Source organism: Colwellia sp. E150_009 (genome assembly GCF_053543955.1).
Genome location: NZ_JBHFOM010000020.1, coordinates 1 through 24,956 on the forward strand (window position 1 = coordinate 1; position 24,956 = coordinate 24,956).

Below are 24,956 nucleotides of genomic sequence, written 5' to 3' on the forward strand. Positions count from 1 at the left end.
ATTGAAAAATGGCTAAAGAAAAATTTGAACGTAATAAACCACATGTAAACGTTGGTACTATCGGACACGTTGATCACGGTAAAACAACTTTAACAGCCGCTATCTCTGCGGTATTAACTAAAGTACACGGTGGTGAAGTTAAAGATTTCGCACAAATCGATAATGCACCAGAAGAGCGTGAACGTGGTATTACAATCAATACATCACACATTGAATATGATACAGAAACACGTCACTACGCACACGTAGATTGCCCAGGCCATGCTGATTACATCAAAAACATGATTACTGGTGCGGCACAAATGGATGGCGCAATCTTAGTAGTTGCAGCAACCGATGGTCCTATGCCACAAACACGTGAGCACATCTTATTGTCTCGCCAAGTTGGTGTACCATACATCATTGTTTTCATGAACAAATGTGACATGGTTGACGATGAAGAATTATTAGAATTAGTCGAAATGGAAGTTCGTGAACTTCTTAGCGAATATGAATTCCCAGGTGATGATTTACCAGTAATTCAAGGTTCAGCATTAGGCGCACTTCAAGGCGAAGAAAAATGGGAAGCAAAAGTAGTTGAACTTGCTGATGCACTTGATTCTTATATTCCAGAGCCAGAACGTGCAATTGATGGCGCATTCATCATGCCAATTGAAGATGTTTTCTCAATTTCAGGTCGTGGTACTGTTGTAACAGGCCGTGTTGAACGTGGAATCATCAAAGTAGGTGAAGAAGTAGAAGTAGTAGGTATCCGTGATACACAAAAATCTACTTGTACAGGTGTTGAAATGTTCCGTAAATTGCTTGACGAAGGTCGTGCTGGTGAGAACTGTGGTGTTCTTCTACGTGGTCTTAAACGTGAAGACGTTGAACGTGGTCAAGTATTATGTAAGCCTGGTTCAATTTCACCTCATACAAAATTTGAATCAGAAGTATACGTACTTTCTAAAGATGAAGGTGGTCGTCATACGCCATTCTTTAAAGGTTACCGTCCACAGTTTTATTTCCGTACAACTGACATCACTGGCTCAGTAGAGTTACCAGAAGGTGTAGAAATGGTAATGCCAGGTGATAACTTGAAATTTGTTGTTGAGCTAATCAACCCAGTAGCGATGGATGAAGGTTTACGTTTCGCGATTCGTGAAGGTGGCCGTACCGTAGGTGCTGGTGTAGTATCATCAATTATCGCTTAATTGATAACTAATTTGCGCTAGAATTTATGTTGGTGGCATTGGAAGTAGTTATTGACTAGCGTCAACTCCGTGCCTACGCCTTATTAAACCATCAGTTATCGAGCAAATTAATGCTAGATAGTTTTATTAAAAGGTCGTTTCCTGTGTAATTTAGGAGGCGGCCTTTTTTGTTTTAAATTTTTATAAACTCGCAACTGGAACAATTATGCCTTGGCAAAGTACACTCTCTTGGGAAAACGCTCAGAAACGAGCGAACATACTACAACGGATCAGACAGTTTTTTGCAGATCGTAATGTTGTGGAAGTGGAAACACCCGCTTTATCTCAAGGTACAGTTACCGATGTACATCTAGACGCGTTAAGTTGTAAATATAGCTTTCTTAGTGATAGTTCTGACCAAAACTCTGCTGATTTCTTTCTACAAACATCGCCCGAATTTCATATGAAACGCTTATTAGCTTCAGGGTATGGCTGTATTTTTCAAATAGCAAAAGCGTTTCGACATGAAGAAGCTGGGCGGTTTCACAATCCAGAATTCACTATGCTTGAATGGTATCGAGTGGGTTTTAATCATTTTGATTTAATGGAAGAAGTCAGTGATTTACTCGTGGATGTTTTACATTGTTCAGATCCAACAATCCATACGTATCAAGATATTTTCAAACAATATGTGAGTTTGGATCCGTTAACGGCAACGCGGAATGAATTACTCGTAGTGATAAGTGAACGGGGTAAATTAAGTGATTGGCTTACCAAGATGGATGATAATGATATTTTATTACAGTTTATTTTCAGCGAAATAATTGAACCGAATATTGGTTTGGAAGCGCCTTGTTTTATTTACAATTTCCCGAAATCTCAAGCATCGTTGGCTAAATTGTGTCCAAGAGATGATAGAGTAGCTGAACGCTTTGAATGTTATTATCAAGGCATTGAATTGGCAAATGGCTTTAATGAATTAACAGACAGTATAAAGCAAATTGAGCGCTTTCAAATAGATAATGAGAAACGAGTTTCTTTAAGTCTTGAGGAGAAACTCATAGATCAAAATTTCATTTCTGCCTTGGTGTCTGGGATGCCGCAATGTGCAGGCGTTGCTTTAGGTATAGATCGTTTGATTATGTTAGCGTTAAAATCTACTCATATTAAAGATGTTATTAGTTTCTCAATTGAAAATAGTTAAACTTTTATTATTAAACTAATGTTATGATATATCAATTGTGATATTATTACATTATAGCGTTACTATGCGTGGTCTTGCTAAATAAACAATCAATAAAATCACTACTTAAACTATACGTTGGGATATCATGTTAGATCGAATCGGCATTACAGCAACATCATTGTGTGCATTACATTGTATACTATTGCCTATTCTTATCCCTATTTTACCCTTGATGGGTTTAAGCTTCTTAGTTGATCACACATGGGAGCATGTATTTTTACTGATGACAGCTGCATTAGGTACAATGGCTCTTTTTTCAGGGTTTAAACGTTATCACAAACGTCTATACCCATTTTATTTGCTATATTTAGGTGTTGCACTTTATTGGATAAAACATGATTTCTCCGAATCAGTTGAGATTTATTTTATCCTTGGTGGCGCAAGCCTAATAATTGCAGCCCATTATATTAATATTAAGTTGTGTAATAGCTGTAAGTCATGTGATGAAGATACTTGTAGCTCTTAATTAATCCTTTAAATCGTTTGCGAGAGTATTTTCATTAACAACATGCTCTCTTACAAATTTAGTTCTTTTAATTTTCTTGTTAGTGTATTTCTTCCCCAGCCTAGTTTCTTTGCTGCATCTTGTTTGTGGCCTTGGGTAAATAGTAGTGCGCGTTCTAACATTACTTTTTCAAACTCGGGCATTGCGGTGTTTAAAATTGCATCATGGCCTTGGGCTAGCTCATGATCCATCCAATCACTTAATGCTGATTGCCATGAAGAAACTTCAGCATTGTTTTTGGTGGTGACCTCTGTTAATTCACTGGGTAAATCTTCGAGTAATATTTCTTGACCACTAGCCATCACAGTGAGAAACCTACAAATATTTTCAAGTTGGCGTACATTTCCAGGCCATTGAAATTGCTGTAAAAAAGCGGCTGCTTTTTTACTGATTGTTTTCGATTCAACACTTAATTCATTGGCAGCTTGTTTAAGAAAATGCTGGCTAAGCTGTGGTATATCTTCTCGTCTTTCTCGCAAACTGGGTAATTGAATACGAATCACATTGAGACGATGGAATAAATCCTCTCTAAATTCATTACTATTGACTCTGTCTTCTAAATTCTGGTGTGTTGCAGCTATAATACGTACATCAACTTGTACAGGCGAATGCCCACCCACACGGTAAAATTGCCCGTCTGATAACACACGTAATAATCGTGTTTGAATTTCTAACGGCATATCGCCAATTTCATCTAAAAATAAAGTGCCACCGTGGGCCTGTTCAAACCGGCCTTGGCGTACCGAGTTTGCGCCAGTAAAGGCACCTTTTTCATGACCAAATAATTCTGACTCTATTAAGTCTTTTGGTATCGCTGCCATATTTAATGGAATAAAAGGTGATTTCGATCGCGGACTATGTGAATGTAAGGCGTGAGCAACTAATTCTTTACCTGTACCAGACTCACCGTTAATTAAAACGCTTATACTTGAACGAGATAGACGCCCAATTGCCCGAAAAACTTCCTGCATTGCTGGAGCTTCACCGATTAATCCTGAAGCAAGGGGGGCCGTTTCTTTCTGTTGTTTTTTTGCATTTTGTTCCCGGGCGTGAGTCAAAGCACGTTTTGTTAGAGTGACCGCTTCATCCACGTCAAAAGGTTTTGGTAGGTACTCAAACGCACCACCTTGGTAAGCATTAACAGCACTGTCTAAATCAGAGTGTGCGGTCATAATAATTACGGGGATATCTGGGTGATTTTGGCTTATTGCATTAAGTAAACTCATGCCATCAATTTCGGGCATTCGAATGTCAGATATAATAACTTCGGGTTGATCATGATCAAGTGCAATTAATAAGTTATTTGCACTTTCAAATGACGCGCTTGTAATGTTTGCTTTAGTGAAGGCTTTTTCTAAAACCCATCTAATCGAACTGTCGTCATCAACTATCCATACTTGTTCAGTGATCATTATGCTTTCTCTCGGGTTAACGTTATGCCCATATATCGGGGACTATGTTTTATTCTGTTAGATTATGTTAAAGGCAGTAGTATTATAAATTCCGTATGTCCAGGACGGCTATGACAAGCCAATTTACCGTTGTGCTGGTTGACGAGTGTTTGTGCAATAGACAAACCTAAGCCTGTACCATTCGAACGCCCTGACACCATAGGGTAAAATAACGTATCTTGGATTTCAGGAGGTATACCAGGGCCGTCATCAATAATGCTAATTTTTATTGCGAGTTTTACTTGCTTACCATTGATGGTTTTGTTACTAGCAATGCGTGTTTTTAATGTGATCGTGCTATTAGCTGGAATGGCTTGTATGGCATTATTTACTATATTGAGTACGGCTTGTTGTATCTTTTCTTGGTCGCACTCTATTGCTGGAATTGATGGGTCGTAATCCCGCTTTAATTTTATCGTTTTTTCATTTGAAAAATTAACCACCTGACAAACTTTTTCTAATACTGAATGTATATTGTGGCTTTCAATTTGAGGTAATTGATTTGGCCCTAGTAACCTATCTACTAAATTTGTTAATCTGTCGGCTTGTTCAATAATCATCTCTGTGTATTCTTGCTGCTCTTTATCAAGTTCTTTATTTAATAGCTGGGCAGCCCCACGAAGTCCTCCAAGGGGGTTTTTTATTTCATGGGCTAAGCCTTTAATTAAATCTCGGGCGGCAATCCATTGTTGATGCTGAAATACTTCTAAACTAATTTGTTTTTGCTGATCGATTTGTTTAAATTCAATCAGTACATGTGGTAGATGATTAAATTCTACTGCAGAAGCAGTTACCTCAGCGGTAAATCGATGATTTTCACCAAGCTCTATTTCAATCTCACTGTCAGTAAGCTCTTGACCTGTTTTAAGTAGCAGTTCTAAGCGAGTGCGCGTTAATGAAGTATTGGTAAAAATCAAATCATAAGGGCACCCATATAATTTATTTAAACTTTTAATTAATAATGCTTCTGCGGCAGGATTTACGTAACAAATTGTTAAGTTTTGATCAAGTATAAGCACAGCCGTGACTAGTTGATTAGCCAGTGTTTGCTGGTAACCAATTTTAAGTTGTTGGATTTTTTTTCTTGTGTGCAACATAAAGCCTCATATTTACACTAACGATGCACTAATATGGTGCGGTCAGTTTAGTATATTCTAGAAAGGTTTTATTTGCAGTGCTCGATGCTGCAGTTTAGTGCTAATCTTTACTAATTTACAGAAGCTCTGTGCATATAAAACGTTATTGGCTTAGATGATGCAATTATCTTGCCTTGTTCGTTAAATATTTTCATTTTTATTTGGTGTTCGCCACGGTCTACATTGCGAAGCGAGAAGCGTGTGTCGCTTTGCGGTTGTTGATAAGGTTTATCATCTAAGATGAGCTGAATTTTTAAACCGCGTTTAAAAATTGGCGTAATGATGCCACTGACAAAAACAGACCCTGTATTATCTCTAATAGTGGCGTTGTCTTGCGGATGGCTGATAGTTACTTGATAATCTTCAGTAATTTTCTTTGGCTTTATATCAAGAACTTGTGTTTCTAAAGTTGTTGATGACTTTATTACATTACCTTTTCTGGTTTTTACTTCTTCAGCACCCGGTCTAGGGGTATCAGAATATACTAATTCGCCATTTTCATTACGCCACACATAGATTTTTGCTGTACTCGCGTTGACAGGAATTGAGAGCGATAAGGTTAGCAATATTAGTAAAATAAATTTAGTCATAATCAATTAAGTATATCCAGTACTTTCAGATATATCCAAATTCTCTACAAAATGTGAACATAGATATCTACAATCTATACAAAAAAGTTCCTATTTACCACAGAAAAGTAACTTTCTTCTATTTTTATATTTGGGCATAAAAAAACTCACCGAAGTGAGTTTTTTTAAAGAGGCTGTTTTATTATACGCTATAGTATAATTCAAACTCTACAGGGTGTGTTGTCATGTTAACACGTTGTGACTCTTCACGTTTGAGTGCTATGTATGCATCAATCATGTCTTTATCCATAACACCGCCCTCGATTAAAAACTCATAATCTGCTTCTAAACTGTCAAGGGCATCATCCAAAGAGGTTGCTACTTGTGGGATAGCTGCTGCTTCTTCTGCTGGCAGGTCATATAAATCTTTATCCATTGCATCGCCAGGATGTATCTTGTTTTTAATACCATCAAGGCCAGCCATTAATAATGCTGAAAAAGCTAAATAGGGGTTTGCCGCTGGATCAGGGAAACGGGCTTCAATACGCATTGCTTTTGGTGATGGCACAATTGGGATACGAATAGATGCAGAACGGTTACGTGCTGAATAAGCAAGCATTACAGGTGCTTCAAAGTGAGGAACCAAACGCTTATAAGAGTTAGTTGATGGGTTAGTGAACGCATTTAATGCTTTAGCGTGTTTAATAATACCACCAATATAATAAAGCGCCATTTCAGATAAACCGCCGTATTTATCACCAGCAAATAAGTTAACGCCATCTTTAGCAAGTGATTGATGAACATGCATACCTGAGCCATTGTCACCTACTAATGGTTTAGGCATGAAAGTAGCCGTTTTACCGTAAGCGTGAGCTACGTTATGTACAACATATTTATAAGTTTGTACTTCATCAGCCTTCAATACCATCGTATTAAAACGACAAGCAATTTCGTTTTGACCTGCTGTTGCTACTTCATGGTGATGAGCTTCAACCACTAGGCCCATATCTTCCATTACTAAACACATGGCTGAGCGAATATCTTGTGATGAATCAACAGGAGAAGTAGGGAAATAACCACCTTTTACGCCAGGACGGTGACCCATATTGCCTTCTTCATATTCAGTACCTGAATTCCATGCAGCTTCTTTATCATCAATTTTATAGAATGAACCGCTCATATCGGTGCTAAAACGAACATCATCAAACAAGAAAAACTCTGGTTCTGGACCAATTAACACGGTGTCAGCAAGACCTGTACCACGCATATACTCTTCAGCACGTTTTGCTACTGAACGAGGATCACGGCTGTAACCTTGCATTGTGCTTGGTTCTAAAATGTCACAACGAATAATTAATGTAGATGCTTCAGAGAAAGGGTCTAATACAGCAGAGTCAGCTACAGGCATCATAACCATGTCAGATTCATTGATACCCTTCCAACCTTGGATAGACGAGCCATCAAACATTTTGCCATCTTCGAAGAAATCTTCATCAACTTGATGATGAGGAATAGAAACGTGTTGCTCTTTACCTTTTGAGTCGGTAAAACGAAGGTCAATAAATTTGACGTCGTGCTCTTTTATTAAATCAAATACTGCTTGTGACATTTTTAGTCTCTCCAGTGAGGTTAGTTTTATTTCTTTTGGTATACACCAATTCTTGTTTTTATATTAAGCTATTATTATGCCAATAATTTAATCTTTTATAAACAATGATTTAGTTAATGTGTAAAAACATTGAAGCACCATGTTGGTGCGGCAACTGATCTTTTTGGTGCATATCGCATTGAACGATAATAATCTGCAAATAACTATATAGTATTTAAATATTTTTGTTGTATTTAATTTACCTTTTTGTGGATATTGCTTCGTTGTTGATTAAGTAATTTATGAATAATTTGATCAAATGTAGTTTGAATACAAAATTAGCTTTGGATAATTAATATCTTTTAAAACGAATCTACTGTATAATGCGCGCCCACTTATAGCCATAGTTATTTATGCACAGCTTCTAGTTAGTTGCGATATAAATAATAGTAACAGCGAGTAAACGCCTGTGTTAGATAAATTACGTAACGTTGCCATCATTGCCCACGTTGACCATGGAAAAACCACCCTTGTAGATAAATTACTTGAGCAGTCGGGTACCTTAGATGCGCGTGTTGGTCATGACGAACGTGTTATGGATTCAAATGATATTGAAAAAGAACGTGGAATCACAATTTTAGCGAAAAATACCGCTGTTAACTGGAATGACTACCGTATCAATATTGTTGACACTCCTGGCCATGCTGATTTCGGTGGTGAAGTAGAGCGTGTAATGTCTATGGTTGATAGTGTATTACTTATTGTTGATGCTCAAGAAGGCCCTATGCCACAAACACGCTTTGTTACGCAAAAAGCGTTTGCGCAAGGTTTGAAGCCAATTCTTGTTATCAATAAAGTTGATAAACCTGGTTCGCGTCCTGATTGGGTTATGGATCAAGTTTTTGAATTATTTGATAAATTAGGAGCAACTGATGAGCAACTTGATTTTAAAGTTGTTTATGCTTCAGCTATTAATGGTTGGGCTTCGCTTGAAGAAGGTGAAGTTGGTTCTGATATGACGCCTTTATTTAATACAATTATTAATGAAGTGCCTTCACCAAATGCTGATCCCGATGGTTCATTTCAAATGCAAATTTCGCAACTTGATTATAGTTCATACCTAGGTGTAATCGGTGTAGGACGTATTACTCGCGGAAGTGTAAAACCAAACCAACAAGTTACAGTGAAATGTGCATCAGGTAATCTTCATAATGGTAAAGTCGGTAAAGTTTTCGGCTATTTAGGACTTGATCGTCATGAAACTCAAATTGCTGAGGCTGGTGATATTATTGCTATTACAGGTTTAGGTGAATTAAAAATTTCTGATACGATTTGTTGTCCTAATGAAGTTGAAAGTTTACCAGCGTTGTCAATTGATGAACCGACTATTAATATGACTTTTCAAGTTAATACCTCACCATTTTGTGGTAAAGAAGGTAAGTTTGTAACGTCACGTAATATTAAAGACCGTTTAGAAAAAGAATTAGTTCATAATGTGGCATTACGTGTTGAACAATTAGATGACCCTGATAAATTTAAAGTTTCAGGTCGTGGTGAACTTCACCTTGGTATATTAATTGAAAATATGCGCCGTGAAGGTTATGAATTGGCTGTATCTCGTCCAGAAGTGATTGAACGTCAAATTGATGGTGTATTACAAGAACCTTATGAAACAGTAACGATTGATGTTGAAGAGCAACATCAAGGTACTATCATGGAAAAAATGGGTATTCGTAAAGCCGAATTAACTGATATGGCACCAGACGGAACAGGACGAATCCGCATGGATTTCATCATGCCAAGTCGTGGTTTAATTGGTTTCCAAACTGAATTTATGACTATTACTTCGGGTTCAGGTTTGATTTACCACACATTTTTTGAATATGGTCCTCATAAAGGTGGCGATATTGGTCAACGCTTAAATGGCGTGATGATTGCCAATGCAACAGGTAAAGCGTTAACAAATGCTATTTTTAACCTTCAATCTCGTGGCCGTATGATGATTGGTCATGGTGTTGATGTTTATGAAGGGCAAGTTGTTGGTATTCATAATCGTGACAACGATTTAACTGTAAATGTTCTAAAAGGTAAGCAATTAACTAACGTGCGTTCGTCTGGTACTGATGAAGCGCAAGTATTAACGCCAGCGATTAAAATGACGTTAGAGCAAGCATTAGAATTTATCGATAATGATGAGTTAGTTGAAGTGACGCCAGAGAATATCCGTATTCGTAAGAAATTCTTGAAAGAGAATGATCGAAAACGTGAAGGTCGCTCAGCAAAGTAATATGTTGAAGTAATCTTCAAACGCATTATTGTAGAAATTAAAAAGCCGTCTGATGCATAGTCAGACGGCTTTTTTTATCACCCCTGTGTAAATTTAGCTAAAAGTTATTTTAACTAACGGTTATTTTTATAAGTCGCTGCATCAATAATTGCATATAAGTGAAAGATTCCAGCAATAATGGCAGGAATAATAAACCACCACAAAGCATAGCCTCCAACACAAACAATGGCAAAAATAAGTGCAGGCAATATTCTTCCTTGCACTAATTGACCTAATCCAGGGAAAAACACATTACAAATTGCGGCAATAACATTGCCTGCTGAACCTTGTTCCGACATATCACACCTTGCTAGTAAACTCATTACTGTTATCATAATATAATCTTAAGCATTTAAAAATAACCAAATTGTTAGTAAATATGAGTTCACTGTATACACATTATAAACGGCTACAAAATTCCTTACCTTTAAGACATTATGTTTCTTTCTTTCACTATTTATTAGTGCGAATAAAAAAAGCGCAATTACAAGTTGTTGCAGGTTATTTGTCTTATGTTAGTTTAATGTCACTTGTCCCTTTGATGGTTGTTGCTTTATCCGTGGCAACAGCATTTCCTATTTTTGCAGACATTCATCATAGTGTAGAACAATTTGTTTATGATAATTTTATGCCAACGGCAAGTGATGTGGTGCAAAAATATTTATCCTCTTTTGTTGATAACGCGTCAAAAATGTCTGCTGTTGCTATTTCATTTTTGTTTTTTGCTGCCTTATTACTAATATCGTCTATCGATAAAACATTCAATAATATTTGGCAAGTAACCCAAAAGCGACGTGTAATTACGTCATTTTCTATGTACTGGATGATCTTGACCTTAGGACCAATATTAGTTGGTGCAAGTATTGCCATAACCTCTTACATAGTGTCACTGGTAACAACGGGAGTGGAAGATAGTTTTGGTATTACTAATACGCTATTCCGTTTATTACCGTTAATGTCTTCAATGGCGGCTTTTATATTACTTTATATGTTGGTACCCAATAAACCAGTACCATTTAAATTTGCTTTCTTTGGTGCATTAATTGCGGCCGTTTTATTTGAGCTTGCCAAAAAAATATTTGCAGAATACCTTACAGCCTTTCCATCTTATCAAGCTATATATGGCGCCTTATCAATAGTGCCTATTTTGTTTTTATGGGTTTATTTATCTTGGGTTATTGTTTTAGGTGGCGCAGTTATTACCGTGTCTTTACAAGAATATGAACTAGAAAACGAATCTGAGGGGGAGGATGAACTTGTATGATAGCTTTAATTCAAAGAGTTAGTTGGGCGAGTGTTACGGTAAACCAGAAAGTTGTGGGCGAAATTAACCAAGGTTTACTGGTTTTTCTTGCAGTTCAACCTGAAGATACACAAGCCAAAGCAAAGCGCCTTTCTGAACGCGTGGCAGGTTATCGTGTATTTAATGATGAAAATGGAAAAATGAATCTTAATGTTCAACAAATTCATGGTGATATTTTGGTTGTTTCACAGTTTACTTTAGCGGCAGATACCAATAGCGCTATGCGCCCTAGTTTTACTTCAGCCGCGAAACCAGAATTTAGCAATGATTTGTATCTATATTTTTGTCAGCAATTACGTGAAAAAGGTTTTAGTGTACCAACAGGTGAATTTGCTGCGGATATGAAAGTTAAGCTACTAAATGATGGGCCAGTTACCTTTACTTTAACTATTTAATCAATAATGACAACTAGTATGTTAATTTCTTGAAATATTTTCAATATAAAAAAGATAATTGAATGTTTATTTATCAAGATAAAACCAAGGGGTTCTATGTTTACTAATAGCGTTAAAAAATTGATGGTTGCTATTGTAATATCTCTTTGTATAAGCTCTGCATCAGCAACAACAATTGATTTGAATTATGATTTTCTAGTGTAGAAGGCATTAAAGTGCTCTAAGGTTTTAAGGGGGTGCAAATTTTTGGTCGGGTTTGTATTAACGGGCTTGATGATAAGAAAGGAACATTAGTTAACTCATTGCCAATGACTTTTTAGTGTAAATGTCTGATAAGTGGTTAATAGGTTAAAGCGTGTGCTTTGTCTAAAACACAGGTAACCGTTATTGATTTTCCCTAAATAATGAAATATTTTTACTATTTATTTCTATTCTCGAAAAAACTTAATTCCTCTCTTTTACTTTTTCTTTTTATAAATTTTCTATTTACTTGCTTTTTTTGTTGTTACTTAGTATTTTGTTTTAAATATTTTATAATATGTGGAACAAAATGGATTTAAATGACATAGATTTGCGGCTTGTTGCTATTTTACAGCGTGATGTTAGTATTGCGATAGATGAGTTAGCCAAACGAGTCGGGTTAACTAAAACTCCTTGTTGGCGTCGTCTACAAAAACTAGAACAAAGCGGTATCATCAAACGTAAAGTGGCCTTGCTTGATGCAAAATTGTTAGACCTAAGTGTTTCAGTGTTTGTTCAAGTAAAAACCAGTAAGCATGACAGTGATTGGCTGGCGCAGTTTTCTAAAACTGTTTCAGCATTTCCAGAAGTCGTGGATTTTTATCGTATGAGTGGCGAGTATGATTATTTGCTTCGGGTAGTTGTCAAAGACATTGCTAGCTATGATGCGTTTTATCAACGCTTTATTCAGGCAACAAGCTTGACTGATGTCACCTCTAGTTTTGCTATGGAAGAGATAAAACGTTCTACAGAATTACCATTAATTATGCCTGAAAATAGGTAAAGGTAGGTATAACAGCTCTTTCTTATATTAATTTACCATTATTCAAAATAGTGGTGCATAAGAGGATGCTATTATGTTGTTAGCACAACATTTTTCTAAATTTCGCCAACATATCATTGGTCAAAATCTGACCCATGAAATTAATGGCAAGCAACAACATATTATCTATGCAGATTGGACAGCGAGTGGACGTTTATACCAACCCATTGAAGACTATATAACGAATACCCTTGGACCTTATGTTGCTAACACTCATACTGAAACTAATTTAACGGGTAGCACCATGACCTTGGCATATCATGATGCTCAAAAAGTAATTAAACGACATGTTAATGCTTGTGATAATGATATCTTAATCACCTCTGGTGCAGGCATGACAGATGTGGTCAATAAGTTTCAACGAATTTTAGGATTACGAATTCCAGAGCGGATGGCTGAGCAAGTAATCTTTTGTGAGGAGGACAAGCCCGTTGTTTTTATTACGCATATGGAGCATCACTCAAATCAAACTACTTGGTATGAGTGTGATGTTACTTTAGAGATTGTTGCAAGTGATAGCAATGGTTTGCCGTCACTAGATGCCTTAGTCGATTTATTAGAACGTTATAAAAATCGTAAAATAAAAATTGGTACATTTACAGCGTGTTCAAATGTTACAGGAATCAAAACACCTTATCATCAACTGGCAGAAATAATGCACCAGCATGGCGGTTTATGTTTTGTAGATTTTGCTTGCTCAGCACCTTATGTTGATATTGATATGCACCCAGTCAGTAAAGCACAAGCTTTAGACGCTATATTCTTTTCACCTCATAAATTCCTTGGTGGGCCAGGCAGTTCAGGTGTACTCATTTTTAACAAAACCTTATATAAAAATAAAGTGCCAGATCACCCTGGTGGTGGCACTGTAACATGGACAAATCCGTGGGGATCACATAGTTTTTTCAATAATATAGAAATACGTGAAGATGGTGGGACACCAGGTTTCTTACAATGTATACGTACAGCTTTAGCGATTAAGGTTAAAGAGGCTATGGGTACCGAAAATATTGCCGTACGTGAGAAAGAGATAGTTGACCATGTTATGGGGGAACTTAGCAAAAATGAGCAGGTAAAGATGCTTGAGCCGAGAATTACCGACCGCCTAGCTATCGTATCGTTTTATATTACAAACGTGCATTATAATTTAGTCGTACGTTTACTTAACGACAAATTTGGTATTCAAACACGTGGTGGTTGTTCATGTGCGGGCACGTATGGTCACATTTTGCTTAATGTTGATCATGATAAATCACAAAAAATTACTCAACAAATTGATGAGGGCGATTTCTGTGAAAAACCAGGCTGGATACGCGCTTCTTTTCATCCAACAACCACCGACGAGGAAGTTACATATGTTATTGAGGCAATTAATACCCTAACGGCTAGTATTACACAATGGTCGCAAGAGTATCGATTTAACCCTGCAACGGGTGATTTTCAAAAGAAAACTAATCTTGAAGATAAACCACAAACTTATATTGGTATTAATGGTTTTAAACCGTTACATTGTGGTGAAAATATTACAAGGTTAGCAAATCCAAGGGAAAGCAGAACCATGCTAAAAAGGTTATTCAGTTAAATGACCCAAAACACGTTACTCAGTCAGCTTCGCCAATGGTGGCATACGGATTGTGCTTTTTGTAAACGAGCAAGGTTGCTATTATTATGGCTTGTACTAATGTTACTAGTAGATTACTTTTGGTTTCATTTATTATTTTAGCAAAATTCTTTAGCTTCTTATTATCAGGAAATATTTATGAGCACTTCATCAGGATTAAAGTGGGTTGATTCATTAGAAATTGCGTTGGATCTTATTGAACAACACCCCAATGTTGACCCTTTAACGTTACATTTTACCGATCTTCGTCAATGGGTGTTGGATCTTGAACGTTTTGACGATGAGCCCTCGCACTGTGGTGAGCGCGTGTTAGAAGCTATACAGTTGGCTTGGATTGATGAAGTTGACTAAGCTAGTCTATCCTCTATTGCAAAAATCATTTATACTGCCGCACAACATTGATTTGGTGTATTTCTACTATTCATCAAAGCAATAACTTATCAAAAAAATAAATAGTAATAGAAGTAGCCAACGCCAATGACTAAAAGTAATCGCCCATTATATATCCCCTACGCCGGCCCAACATTATTAGAAACCCCCTTATTAAATAAAGGTAGTGCCTTTGATCGCCAAGAACGTATTAATTTTAACTTAACAGGATTATTACCGCCACGGTTTGAAACAATAGATGAACAGGTTGACAGAGCCTATCAGCAGTACAGCTCTTTTCATAATGATATCAATAAGCATATTTATTTACGTGCGATACATGATAATAATGAGACTTTATTCTTCAAATTAGTACAACGTCATTTAGTTGAAATGCTGCCAATTATTTATACACCAACAGTAGGGGATGCTTGTGAACAATTCTCAGATATTTATCGAAGTTCACGAGGTTTATTTATCTCTTATGAAGACAGATACCAAATTGATGATATTTTAAGAAATGCTACTAAAAATAAAGTAAAAGTTATTGTAGTGACTGATGGAGAACGCATTTTAGGACTAGGTGATCAAGGTATTGGTGGTATGGGTATTCCTATCGGCAAGCTGTCTTTGTATACCGCTTGTGGGGGGATCAGCCCCGCGTATACTTTACCCGTGATGTTAGATGTAGGAACAAATAACCAAAAATTATTAGACGATCCTATGTATATGGGTGCTCGCCATAAACGTATTGGACAGGCCGAGTATGATGAGTTTTTAGAGTTGTTCATTACTGCTGTTAAACGCCGATGGCCGCATGTTATGTTGCAGTTTGAAGACTTTGCTCAACCAAATGCTATGCCATTGTTAAATCGTTATCGTGATCAAATATGCTGTTTTAATGATGATATACAAGGTACAGCTTCAGTAACCGTTGGAACATTGCTTGCTGCTTGTAGAAGTAAAGGCGTTAAATTGTCGCAACTTAAAGTGGCCTTTGTTGGTGCTGGCTCGGCAGGTTGTGGTATTGCAGAACAAATTATAACGCAAATGGTCAGTGAAGGTATTTCGCCTAATGAAGCACGAAGCCAAATATTTATGGTTGATCGATTTGGCTTATTAACTCAAGGTATGAATGACTTAAGAGATTTCCAACAAAAATTAGTACAGAGTAATGTGGCGATTTCTTCATGGGACATCAGCGGAGAATATGCATCGCTATTAGAGGTGATGCACGGTGCTAAACCTGATATTTTAATTGGAGTTTCAGGTCAAGCTGGTTTGTTTAGTGAAGACGTCATTAAAGCAATGAAGCAACATTGTGATAAGCCCATTATTTTTCCATTGAGTAATCCATCAAGACAAGTTGAAGCGACACCAGAACAAGTGATTAATTGGACAAATGGAAAGGTGATTATTGCTACAGGTAGCCCATTTGATCCCGTTGAATATCAAGGTGCAATATTCTCAATTGCGCAATGTAACAATAGTTATATTTTCCCTGGCATTGGTTTAGCTGTTATTTCAGCGAATATTAAACGCATAACCGATAGAATGTTACAAGTAGCCAGCGAAACATTAGCAGCGGCTTCGCCGTTAGCCAATACTGGTGAAGGCTCATTATTACCGCCTTTCACAGAAATAGCGCAGTTGAGTAAAGATATGGCTTTTGCTGTTGCTAAAGTGGCCTATGAACAAGGATTGGCGCTTGAATTACCTGATGAAAAAATATTGGCTAAAATTGAGCGTAATTTTTGGCAGCCTGAATATCGTCAATATAAACGTATTAGCTTATAAGTTTTAGACATCCATTGTTAACCAAATAAATGGCTGAAAGAAAAATATAAAAAAGGGTATCATTTAACGCGTTTAGCTTGGCGGTAATATTCATTACTGCCAAGTAACTTCTAATGTAAAAATATAGCCAGCACCGTATACTGTTTTGATTATCTTTGGGTTTTTATGATCTTGTTCTATCTTTTTTCTTAATCTTGACATTCTAACATCTATACTTCGATCAAAAGATGTCGCATCCTCGCTCAGTAAACGCTCTCGTGATAAAATTTGTCGTGGTGCTTTGAGTAATATCATGAATATTTCAGCTTCAGCAGCGCTTAGCATGAAACTTTCACCTTTTTTGTTATTTAACGTAAGCGTGGATTGCTCAAATGTCCAGTCACCAAAACTAGCTGTATGGGATGTTTTTCTTGGTAGTTCATTCACTACAACACGACGAATAATACTTTTAACCCGGGCAACAAGCTCTCTAGGATCAAAAGGTTTACTAATATAATCATCAGCCCCTAATTCTAAGCCTAATACTTTATCGGGTAAGCTATTTCGGCCAGATAAAATAATAACACCCGTTTTTTTATCATCAAAAAGCTCTTTGACCAGTGATAAACCATCCATATCAGGTAAACCAAGATCAATAATACAAAGTGATGGCAGTTGTTTCTTTATTGCTAATAAGGCTTGCTCACCTGTACAAAAGGCTTTTGTATTAAAGTTATAGCGGTTAAGTTCTTGGCAAACCAAGTTACATATTTCTGGCTCATCATCGATGACGTAAATTAAGGGTTTTGTGTTCACAAGAGTCATTACCTCGTTGTTTATTGTAATGCTTGAAATAATTTATTTGCTTCAAAAGGTTTTTTTAACAAAATAGGCACATCTTCATTCGGTTTGTTCTTTTGTTGAAAGTAACCACTCATGAGCACAATTTTACAATTTGGTGAGCGGCATTTTAATAGAGCAGCCAACTCAAAGCCATCTTTATTGCCGGGCATGCTAATATCCGAAACCATACCATATAAGTCATTTATAGTTTCAATAAGTTGTTCTGCTTCATCACTATCATTTGCTTCTATAACATTAAGACCAAATGAGATTAATTGCTCTCTAATAATAGCACGGACATCGTTGTCATCTTCAACTAACAAAATTAGCTTGTTTGAGAAGTTTGTTTCTTTGGATATTTCGCTATTGCCCCGTATTGAGGCCTTTGATGTTACCTCGTTTTTTTCATAAGCAAGTAAAGGCAATAATAATGATATTTTGGCTCCACTGTTTTCTTGATTGGCAATATGAATATAACCTTTAGATTGTTTAATAAACCCAAAAACCATACTCAAACCAAGACCAGAACCTTGGTGAGTGGCCTTAGAGGTGAAAAATGGTTCAAATGCTTTATTAATCGCTTGCTCTGAAAACCCTGAACCATTATCTAAAATAGTAATATCAACATAGTCTCCAAATTTAACACATTCATCAAATTGTAATATGTCATTTACCGTTCTTTTACTGACTGTAATGCTAATTTCACCGCCGTTTGGCATGGCATCTTTTGCATTTAAAACTAAATTAATTAAGCAATTTTCTAGTTGATTAGCATCAACATAAGCTGTGAGTTGTTTATTTGAATAATTGGTATTAATTGTTATTTTGCTGGGTAATGATCCCTTTAATAGATCAATTGTTTCATTAACTAATTCGCTAATATCTACTTTGCAAGGGATTAAATATTGTCGTCTTGAAAAGGCCAATAAACGGTTAGTAATATCACTACCTTTGCGTGAGGCTTTTATTGCGGGAAGCAAACGTAGTAGTAGCGCTTCATTATGCTGGTTATCTTGTTGAGCCGCATGCAGATTACCCAGAATAATCGTCAATATATTATTAAAGTCGTGAGCTAAACCGCCAGCAAGTTGTCCTATGGCATTAATGTGTTGTATTTGAGCCAATTGTTTTTGTGCCTGTTGGCTTTCAGTCATTGCTTGTTGTAATTGTGTGTTGGTTTTGGCTAAAGTTTTAGTACGAGAAGCCACTTTTAAATCGAGCATTTCTATATTTTCTCGCATTTGCTTTACCATATCATCAAATGACTTGCCTAAAATGCCTAATTCGTCACTACGTGATATGCCACTGGTTACGGTTAAATCGCCTTGACTGACTTTTTTTGCAAGTAAAGCAAGCGCATTTATTGGTTTGGTGACCCAATATGAAAAAATTAAAGCTAAGAAAATTGCGCACATAAAAGCAATAAAACCAATGGTTAAGATTCGTTGGCTAAGTAGTTTACCGCTACTTTGTAATTCATCTATGTAAACCGAAGAACAAATATACCAACCTAATTCAGGTAAATGACGCACTAAAGATAATTTACTATAACGATAGTTATTTGGATCGTCAGGTTTATCCCATTTATATTCAAGCTCTTTACCCGTGTCTGCAACAGCCATCAAATCTTGTAATATATATCTACCTGTTTGCCCATTTTTAAGTTGTTGGGCGTTGGTTCCATTAATGTTTGGGTTGGGGTGATGCAGCATATGACCTTGTTCATCAAAAATGAAAAGATACCCTGTTTTTGCCACAACACTTTTTTTGATAATTTCGCGTAATCGTTGCACAGCGGCTTCTTTACCTGGTTTTAAATCTAGTTGCATACTGCTGGCTAATTCAAAAATATTGTTTAACACTAAGCGACTAGCATTTTTTTCAATTTGATAAACATCTTTGTTAATTAGGGGCACTGAGTACCAATAGATACTAATAAGTAACACTAATAAAATAGAAGTGATAACAGAAAAGAAAGTGCGGGATAGTTTTTGTTGTAAAAACATTCATCACCTGTGTGTAACACTACTAGAATTAAGAAAATGAATTGCAAAATTCAATGAATGAAAGATAAAAGGACAATTATAAAAAAAGGGCTAACAAGAAGCTAGCCCAAAAATAGTAGTGGAAGGAAATGGTTGAGTCACTACTATTAGGTAGAGTTTTATTTACCTACTCATTTGCTTGTTTACGTAATACATATTTTTGAATTTTTCCTGTTGAAGTTTTTGGTAACTCACCAAAGACAAAGGTTTTTGGTGTTTTAAAATGTGCCATATTATCTCGGCAAAAGCTGATTATTTCTTGCTCTGTCAAATCTGTATTTGGCATTGGTGTAATAAATGCGCAAGGTGTTTCGCCCCATTTATTGTCCTTTTTAGCAACAACCGCAACTTCTTGAATCTTAGGGTGACGATATAAAATATCTTCTACTTCAACACTAGAAATATTTTCGCCGCCAGAAATAATAACGTCTTTAGAGCGATCTTTTATCTCAATATATCCATCACTATGCCAAACTGCAATATCTCCTGAATGTAGCCAACCGCCTTCAAATGCCGATTGAGTCGTTGAAGGGTTTTTTAAATACCCCTTCATAACTAAGTTACCTCGCATAAAAATTTCACCAACCGATTTACCATCTTTTGGCATGGGCACTAAGGTTTCAGGATCTGCTACCATTAATTGATCAAGCATTGGAGAACGCACTCCTTGTCTAGACTTTAATCTAGCTTGTTGTTCTGCATCTTCTTTATTCCATTTGTCATTCCAAGCACAAACAACAGAAGGTCCATAGGTTTCGGTTAAACCGTAGGTGTGAGTAACGCTAAAGCCTGTCTCTTCCATACCTTCTATCACTGAAGCTGGCGGTGGAGCGCCAGCAGTCATTACTTTTACAGTATGATTGATACCCGCCTTTAATGATGCGTCTGCGCCGTTAAGCATATTTAATACAATAGGGGCACCACAAAAATACCCTACATTTTCTGTTTTTATTAAATCAAATATAGGTTCAGCGCGTACATGGCGTAAACTAACACTTGTGCCTGCTGTTGCGGCAATTGACCATGGAAAACACCAGCCATTGCAATGAAACATAGGTAGTGTCCATAAATAAACAGGGTGTTCTGTCATTCCCCATGACATGACGTTGCTGACTGCATTTAGATATGCGCCACGGTAATGATAAACTACGCCCTTAGGATCACCTGTTGTGCCAGAAGTATAATTTAAGGAGATGGCATCCCATTCATTAACTGGTCTTAATGGCTGATAATCGCTATCGCCCTCATTAAGTAATTCTTCATAGGTTACTGAGCCGATTAACTGGCCCTCATTAAAATGAGGGTCATCAATATCAATCACTAATGGTTTATGTGGAATCATCCGTAGTGCTTTTTTTACAACGGGGCTAAATTCTTTATCCGTGATGAGTACTTTGGTTTCAGCATGTACCAGTATGAAAGCAATGGCCTCAGCATCAAGGCGAGTATTTATTGAGTTGAGTACCGCACCACTCATGGGTACACCAAAGTGAACTTCAAAATGTTCACTAATATTGGGGGCTATTATTGAAACAGTATCACCTCGAGTAATTCCCCGTTTTGCCAAAGCACTAGCAAAACGTGTACAGCGCTGGAATACTTCCAACCATGTGTGGCGAATATTTCCATTAATTGTTGCAATTTTATCTGGATACACAAATGCTGCCCGCTCTAAAAAAGAAATGGGGGTTAACGCCATATAATTTGCTTCATTTGGATCTAAATATTGTTCAAAAATGTTTATGGTACTCATTTGGATTTCTCCCTATTTTAGTGTTTTATTGCCAGTAGATAGTGCGACTTCTTTCTGCTCACCATCAGCAAATATGATGTTATCTTTGCTATTATGCTTACCCATCAATCTAGGTCGTTCAATGAGAAAATAAAGTATGACACCAATACACACAGCATACATAGTGGATTTAGGATCGGGCATGGCTAATGTAACTGCAACAATACCTGCAACTCCTCGTTCTGTAGAACTTTTTAATTGTTCCATACCTACCATAATACAGATGTAAGCAGTAAGAACTAACGTAAGAGAGAGTGCAATGGGTAATACTGGTTTAAATAAAGTAACTAAAGGTAATGCCAATAACGCGAGTAAACCGCTCATCCAAAAAGTACCACCACCGCTATAAATTGATTCCATAGACTTTCGACCCATTGCATATCGCTCAGCAACGGTGGCGTGTGCTGCAGTCCATAATGGCCCTGCGAGTCCAGGCCATGGTGCTAAAAATGCGTGAAAACCATTACGAATTGCGGTAACTAAATGCACACGGTCAACATTTTCTTCAATTTTTTCATCGTCTCTAATATGGTCAACACGATTAACTAAAGTGAAGCCAACTAAAATATCGCCAAAAGCAATAACATAAGCAATTAAAGCGGTTGGGATAGCTAGCAAAAATACTTCCCAGTCAGGGTAACCTACTGTAAAAGGTAAGTATTGCCACATCAAAGAAAAATCAGGATTAGTAATGCCCCATTTTATTTCAGGTAATGGATATTCACCTACAGTCCAGCCAACGAGCATCGCTATGATCATTCCTGGTACCATACCGAAATTAGCAATTCTACGTGCTAAAGAATTTTCGTTGATAACATTTTTAAAAGACAGTGAAAATAAAATATAGGCTGAAATGATAGAGCCAACAATTAATGAAATAGGCGTTGAGTCAATACGTCCACCTACCTTGAGCTCTCCCATCATTGCTGCCATACCTGCCCCAATTATTATGCCGCATTTTAATGAATTTGGAATGACGTCAACTAACTTAGAGCCTAGTCGGGTAGCGCCTAAAATTAGAAAAATAATAGAGACTTCAATTTGCAAGGCAAACAACGCTCTAATTGCTTCAGGACCTGGTTCAAAACCTTTTAAATACAGTAATACAACCGGTATAGCAGGGGTTATCCAACCGGGTACTAAAGGTACACCGAGCAATGCGGGTAAAATATAACCAATACCAGCAATAAAGGTGAAAGCTAATGCTGCTTCATAGGGCATACCTAAATAGCTTTCAAGTAAAGGGATCATGGCTAAGCCAACCACGAACATGAAAAACCCTTGTATCATTTCTGGTAATTCCCAGCGGTAATGAATAAAAGGTAATCTAATTTTAAAGGGGCCGGCTGGCCAATAAGGTTGTTCTTGCCCATGTACACGTTTAATAAATTGCATAGATCTTCCTATTTTTGTTTTTAATTTTACCGCGCAGTGAACTATGAAAGTATTTCAGAATTTTTTCGACAATGTGACCAAATGTAACAACCAACTATCATGAATTCGGCTGAAAAAATTTGAAAAATCTTGGGCTATTTTGGTAAGAAAAAGAAATGTGACAGTTTGCTTGCTCTGCAGAGGAGGTGAAAAATTTTTTAGTCAGCGATTCTCATCGTTTTAAATGTAATGCGTTGTTATTTTTATGTTCGATGTATACGACTAAAGGACCAGAAAAAAATATATGGAGAGTTTGCATAATTTGAGTGCTTAATATTAGAAGTTTACACTTTTTTCGTTTATAATCGCGCCAAAATTTGTAGGTACCGATTGTTTTTGATTTCTGATGGTTTGGTATTTATTAAATTACACTTAAACTATTTATTAAATTTATTAAAAAGGGCTTATCATGGCTATCGAACGTACTTTTTCTATCGTAAAACCTGATGCAGTAGCAAAAAATGTTATTGGACAAATCTACAACCGTTTTGAAACTGCGGGTCTTAAAATTGTTGCTTCTAAAATGTTACATTTAAGCAAAGAAAAAGCAGAAGGCTTTTATGCAGAACACAGTGAGCGCCCTTTCTTTGGTGCTTTAGTTGAGTTTATGACGTCTGGCCCTGTAATGGTGCAGGTATTAGAAGGCGAAAATGCTGTTCTTAAAAATCGTGAAATCATGGGCGCTACTAACCCAAGCGACGCGTTAGCTGGTACATTACGTGCAGATTATGCAGATTCAATTGATGAGAATGCATGTCACGGTTCAGATGCTTTAGAATCTGCAGCACGTGAAATTGCTTATTTCTTCTCTGATGATGAGATTTGTCCACGCACTCGTTAATTCATTGTTACTCTTTGCACAGTTATAGTTGTGCTGCGAACTTTACTCATGTATTTCCATACGCTCTGTGAAGCTTTCTAGCATTTATTTGGTGTGCATTGATTAAGTAATGAATTAAATTTAAAGGATTTTGCTGAGTTATCAGTAAAATCCTTTTTGCATTTTAAGTTAAAGTGTAAAATTGCGAGTTAAGCTTAAAAAGCGTACAATTTGCATCGGTATCTTCCCTATTTTTCGTATAAATTGTGAGAGTTTGTTATATGAGCGACCCTATCGTTAAAGAAAGTGTCAAAGAAAGCGCTAAAGTAAATTTATTGAATCTTGACCATCAAGGGTTACGTGATTACTTTTCATCCCTAGGTGAAAAGCCTTTTAGAGCAGATCAAATAATGAAATGGATCTATCATTTCGGTTATTCTGATTTTGAGCAAATGACAAACTTAAATAAAAAGCTGCGCGAAAAATTACAACGATATTGTGAAATTAAATCACCTGAAATATCACAAAAACAAGTCTCTAGCGATGGCACAATTAAATATGCACTTGTGTTAGAAGGCGGTCAAGAAGTTGAAACCGTATGGATACCAGAAAATGATCGCGCTACTTTATGTGTTTCTTCACAAGTAGGCTGCGCTCTTGAGTGTACTTTCTGCTCTACTGCTCAGCAAGGCTTCAATCGTAATTTATCAATGGCTGAAATAATCGGTCAAGTATGGCGTGTAGCGAATGATATTGGGGCAACTCGCATAACAGGTAAACGGCCCATCACCAATATTGTTATGATGGGAATGGGCGAGCCGTTACTGAATATGAAAAACTTAATTCCAGCCCTTGATACCATGTTGAATGATTTAGGTTATGGTCTTTCAAAACGTCGAGTTACGGTAAGTACCTCGGGTGTTGTGCCTGCGTTAGATATGCTAAAAGAGAAAATTGACTGTGCTTTGGCTATTTCTATTCACGCACCAGATAATACACTGCGTGATGAGTTAGTTCCCATTAATAAAAAATACCCATTAGAAGAGTTTTTAGCAGCGGCGGCGCGTTATATTGACGGTTCAAAGGCAAACAAACAAGCAACAATAGAATATGTCATGCTCGACCATGTGAATGATTCTACCGAACAAGCACACGCGTTAGCTCATGTTTTAAAAGATTTACCCAGTAAAATTAACTTAATTCCTTTCAATCCTTATCCTGGCTCTCCTTATAAACGCCCAAGTAATTCACGTATTGATCGCTTTGATAAAGTTTTGCAGAGTTATGGTTTAACGGTGATAACACGAAGAACGCGAGGAGAAGATATTGACGCTGCTTGCGGACAATTAGCTGGAGACGTATTAGACCGAACAAAACGCACGCAGTTACAACAAAATGCTATAACACAAAAAAAACAGATGAAAGCTGACGAAATATCGGTAAAGATACTCTGATCGCGCTATTATCAAATACCATTATCATAAAAGTGACATTAATAAAGC

Annotated in this window: 21 protein-coding genes; 12 read left to right on the top strand and 9 right to left on the bottom strand. The window is 36.8% G+C overall.

Annotated elements, in window-relative coordinates; all coding sequences use genetic code 11:
- Positions 1 to 8: 8 nt before the first annotated feature.
- From tuf to ACE1OF_RS10460, 3 genes are all read left to right on the top strand, one after another.
- The gene (gene tuf, locus ACE1OF_RS10450) at positions 9 to 1,193 is read left to right on the top strand and encodes an elongation factor Tu (RefSeq protein ID WP_448894321.1); all 1,185 of its coding nucleotides are present in this window, start codon (positions 9 to 11) and stop codon (positions 1,191 to 1,193) included.
- Between the two features lie 205 nt (positions 1,194 to 1,398).
- Positions 1,399 to 2,376, top strand: a complete 978-nt coding sequence (epmA, locus tag ACE1OF_RS10455) for an elongation factor P--(R)-beta-lysine ligase (protein ID WP_448894323.1) — start codon at positions 1,399 to 1,401, stop codon at positions 2,374 to 2,376.
- 127 nt (positions 2,377 to 2,503) lie between these two features.
- On the top strand, positions 2,504 to 2,884 hold the full coding sequence (locus tag ACE1OF_RS10460; RefSeq protein ID WP_448894325.1) for a MerC domain-containing protein: 381 nt from the start codon (positions 2,504 to 2,506) through the stop codon (positions 2,882 to 2,884).
- Between the two features lie 50 nt (positions 2,885 to 2,934).
- Here the strand turns inward: ACE1OF_RS10460 and glnG are convergent, their stop codons facing one another.
- From glnG to glnA, 4 genes are all read right to left on the bottom strand, one after another.
- Complete coding sequence (gene glnG / locus ACE1OF_RS10465; protein ID WP_448894327.1) at positions 2,935 to 4,335, bottom strand: nitrogen regulation protein NR(I); 1,401 nt, start codon at positions 4,333 to 4,335, stop codon at positions 2,935 to 2,937.
- 62 nt (positions 4,336 to 4,397) lie between these two features.
- Positions 4,398 to 5,471, bottom strand: a complete 1,074-nt coding sequence (glnL, locus tag ACE1OF_RS10470; RefSeq protein ID WP_448894329.1) for a nitrogen regulation protein NR(II) — start codon at positions 5,469 to 5,471, stop codon at positions 4,398 to 4,400.
- A gap of 110 nt (positions 5,472 to 5,581) precedes the next feature.
- Positions 5,582 to 6,100, bottom strand: a complete 519-nt coding sequence (locus ACE1OF_RS10475; RefSeq protein ID WP_448894331.1) for a DUF4124 domain-containing protein — start codon at positions 6,098 to 6,100, stop codon at positions 5,582 to 5,584.
- 181 nt (positions 6,101 to 6,281) lie between these two features.
- Positions 6,282 to 7,688 (bottom strand): glutamate--ammonia ligase, encoded by a 1,407-nt coding sequence (glnA, locus tag ACE1OF_RS10480; protein WP_448894332.1) that lies wholly within the window; start codon positions 7,686 to 7,688, stop codon positions 6,282 to 6,284.
- 448 nt (positions 7,689 to 8,136) lie between these two features.
- Between glnA and typA the strand changes: the two genes are divergently transcribed.
- Positions 8,137 to 9,954 carry a translational GTPase TypA gene (typA, locus tag ACE1OF_RS10485; RefSeq protein ID WP_448894333.1) on the top strand — a complete coding sequence of 606 codons (1,818 nt, stop codon included), beginning with the start codon at positions 8,137 to 8,139 and terminating at the stop codon, positions 9,952 to 9,954.
- A gap of 113 nt (positions 9,955 to 10,067) precedes the next feature.
- On the opposite strand, the gene ACE1OF_RS10490 is transcribed toward typA, so the two are convergent.
- A complete protein-coding gene (locus ACE1OF_RS10490) occupies positions 10,068 to 10,292 on the bottom strand; it encodes a hypothetical protein (RefSeq protein WP_448894422.1) in 225 nt (74 codons plus the stop codon).
- A gap of 80 nt (positions 10,293 to 10,372) precedes the next feature.
- On the opposite strand from ACE1OF_RS10490, the gene ACE1OF_RS10495 reads away from it, so the two are divergent.
- The 6 genes from ACE1OF_RS10495 (at position 10,373) to ACE1OF_RS10520 (ending at position 16,541) form a co-directional block, all read left to right on the top strand.
- Positions 10,373 to 11,257 (top strand): virulence factor BrkB family protein, encoded by an 885-nt coding sequence (locus tag ACE1OF_RS10495; RefSeq protein ID WP_448894334.1) that lies wholly within the window; start codon positions 10,373 to 10,375, stop codon positions 11,255 to 11,257.
- A complete protein-coding gene (dtd, locus tag ACE1OF_RS10500) occupies positions 11,254 to 11,691 on the top strand; it encodes a D-aminoacyl-tRNA deacylase (protein ID WP_448894335.1) in 438 nt (145 codons plus the stop codon). The genes ACE1OF_RS10495 and dtd overlap by 4 nt, the downstream gene beginning before the upstream one ends.
- A 550-nt stretch (positions 11,692 to 12,241) precedes the next feature.
- On the top strand, positions 12,242 to 12,715 hold the full coding sequence (locus tag ACE1OF_RS10505) for an Lrp/AsnC family transcriptional regulator (RefSeq protein WP_448894337.1): 474 nt from the start codon (positions 12,242 to 12,244) through the stop codon (positions 12,713 to 12,715).
- Positions 12,716 to 12,788: 73 nt separating this feature from the next.
- Entirely contained in the window at positions 12,789 to 14,336 is a 1,548-nt protein-coding gene (locus ACE1OF_RS10510) for an aminotransferase class V-fold PLP-dependent enzyme (RefSeq protein WP_448894338.1), read from the top strand.
- A gap of 177 nt (positions 14,337 to 14,513) precedes the next feature.
- A complete protein-coding gene (gene iscX, locus ACE1OF_RS10515; RefSeq protein WP_448894339.1) occupies positions 14,514 to 14,726 on the top strand; it encodes a Fe-S cluster assembly protein IscX in 213 nt (70 codons plus the stop codon).
- Positions 14,727 to 14,852: 126 nt separating this feature from the next.
- Positions 14,853 to 16,541, top strand: coding sequence for an NAD-dependent malic enzyme (locus ACE1OF_RS10520; protein ID WP_448894340.1), 1,689 nt, complete (start codon positions 14,853 to 14,855; stop codon positions 16,539 to 16,541).
- 93 nt (positions 16,542 to 16,634) lie between these two features.
- On the opposite strand, the gene ACE1OF_RS10525 is transcribed toward ACE1OF_RS10520, so the two are convergent.
- The 4 genes from ACE1OF_RS10525 to ACE1OF_RS10540 all read right to left on the bottom strand — a co-directional run bounded on the left by ACE1OF_RS10525 (position 16,635) and on the right by ACE1OF_RS10540 (position 22,595).
- Positions 16,635 to 17,336, bottom strand: a complete 702-nt coding sequence (locus tag ACE1OF_RS10525) for a response regulator transcription factor (RefSeq protein ID WP_448894341.1) — start codon at positions 17,334 to 17,336, stop codon at positions 16,635 to 16,637.
- A gap of 20 nt (positions 17,337 to 17,356) precedes the next feature.
- The gene (locus ACE1OF_RS10530; protein ID WP_448894342.1) at positions 17,357 to 19,369 is read right to left on the bottom strand and encodes a cache domain-containing protein; all 2,013 of its coding nucleotides are present in this window, start codon (positions 19,367 to 19,369) and stop codon (positions 17,357 to 17,359) included.
- Between the two features lie 166 nt (positions 19,370 to 19,535).
- Positions 19,536 to 21,161 carry an acyl-CoA synthetase gene (locus ACE1OF_RS10535; RefSeq protein WP_448894343.1) on the bottom strand — a complete coding sequence of 542 codons (1,626 nt, stop codon included), beginning with the start codon at positions 21,159 to 21,161 and terminating at the stop codon, positions 19,536 to 19,538.
- Between the two features lie 12 nt (positions 21,162 to 21,173).
- Entirely contained in the window at positions 21,174 to 22,595 is a 1,422-nt protein-coding gene (locus tag ACE1OF_RS10540) for a solute carrier family 23 protein (protein ID WP_448894344.1), read from the bottom strand.
- Positions 22,596 to 23,043: 448 nt separating this feature from the next.
- Here ACE1OF_RS10540 and ndk point away from each other — a divergent pair, with 448 nt between their 5' ends.
- Both ndk and ACE1OF_RS10550 read left to right on the top strand, forming a co-directional pair.
- Entirely contained in the window at positions 23,044 to 23,475 is a 432-nt protein-coding gene (gene ndk / locus ACE1OF_RS10545) for a nucleoside-diphosphate kinase (RefSeq protein ID WP_242283980.1), read from the top strand.
- 260 nt (positions 23,476 to 23,735) lie between these two features.
- Positions 23,736 to 24,908 (top strand): bifunctional tRNA (adenosine(37)-C2)-methyltransferase TrmG/ribosomal RNA large subunit methyltransferase RlmN, encoded by a 1,173-nt coding sequence (locus tag ACE1OF_RS10550; RefSeq protein ID WP_448894346.1) that lies wholly within the window; start codon positions 23,736 to 23,738, stop codon positions 24,906 to 24,908.
- Positions 24,909 to 24,956 lie beyond the last annotated feature (48 nt).

What these genes read in the sequence shown, in the direction of transcription:
- glnG (WP_448894327.1), bottom strand. Translation starts at nt 4,335, where the DNA reads ATGATCACTGAACAAGTATGGATAGTTGATGACGACAGTTCGATTAGA.
- dtd (WP_448894335.1), top strand. Translation starts at nt 11,254, where the DNA reads ATGATAGCTTTAATTCAAAGAGTTAGTTGGGCGAGTGTTACGGTAAAC.
- ACE1OF_RS10490 (WP_448894422.1), bottom strand. Translation starts at nt 10,292, where the DNA reads ATGTCGGAACAAGGTTCAGCAGGCAATGTTATTGCCGCAATTTGTAAT.
- ACE1OF_RS10510 (WP_448894338.1), top strand. Translation starts at nt 12,789, where the DNA reads ATGTTGTTAGCACAACATTTTTCTAAATTTCGCCAACATATCATTGGT.
- ACE1OF_RS10495 (WP_448894334.1), top strand. Translation starts at nt 10,373, where the DNA reads ATGAGTTCACTGTATACACATTATAAACGGCTACAAAATTCCTTACCT.
- ACE1OF_RS10535 (WP_448894343.1), bottom strand. Translation starts at nt 21,161, where the DNA reads ATGAGTACCATAAACATTTTTGAACAATATTTAGATCCAAATGAAGCA.
- iscX (WP_448894339.1), top strand. Translation starts at nt 14,514, where the DNA reads ATGAGCACTTCATCAGGATTAAAGTGGGTTGATTCATTAGAAATTGCG.
- ACE1OF_RS10475 (WP_448894331.1), bottom strand. Translation starts at nt 6,100, where the DNA reads ATGACTAAATTTATTTTACTAATATTGCTAACCTTATCGCTCTCAATT.
- ACE1OF_RS10550 (WP_448894346.1), top strand. Translation starts at nt 23,736, where the DNA reads ATGAGCGACCCTATCGTTAAAGAAAGTGTCAAAGAAAGCGCTAAAGTA.
- epmA (WP_448894323.1), top strand. Translation starts at nt 1,399, where the DNA reads ATGCCTTGGCAAAGTACACTCTCTTGGGAAAACGCTCAGAAACGAGCG.
- glnA (WP_448894332.1), bottom strand. Translation starts at nt 7,688, where the DNA reads ATGTCACAAGCAGTATTTGATTTAATAAAAGAGCACGACGTCAAATTT.
- ACE1OF_RS10530 (WP_448894342.1), bottom strand. Translation starts at nt 19,369, where the DNA reads ATGTTTTTACAACAAAAACTATCCCGCACTTTCTTTTCTGTTATCACT.
- ACE1OF_RS10520 (WP_448894340.1), top strand. Translation starts at nt 14,853, where the DNA reads ATGACTAAAAGTAATCGCCCATTATATATCCCCTACGCCGGCCCAACA.
- ndk (WP_242283980.1), top strand. Translation starts at nt 23,044, where the DNA reads ATGGCTATCGAACGTACTTTTTCTATCGTAAAACCTGATGCAGTAGCA.
- ACE1OF_RS10540 (WP_448894344.1), bottom strand. Translation starts at nt 22,595, where the DNA reads ATGCAATTTATTAAACGTGTACATGGGCAAGAACAACCTTATTGGCCA.
- tuf (WP_448894321.1), top strand. Translation starts at nt 9, where the DNA reads ATGGCTAAAGAAAAATTTGAACGTAATAAACCACATGTAAACGTTGGT.
- glnL (WP_448894329.1), bottom strand. Translation starts at nt 5,471, where the DNA reads ATGTTGCACACAAGAAAAAAAATCCAACAACTTAAAATTGGTTACCAG.
- ACE1OF_RS10460 (WP_448894325.1), top strand. Translation starts at nt 2,504, where the DNA reads ATGTTAGATCGAATCGGCATTACAGCAACATCATTGTGTGCATTACAT.
- ACE1OF_RS10505 (WP_448894337.1), top strand. Translation starts at nt 12,242, where the DNA reads ATGGATTTAAATGACATAGATTTGCGGCTTGTTGCTATTTTACAGCGT.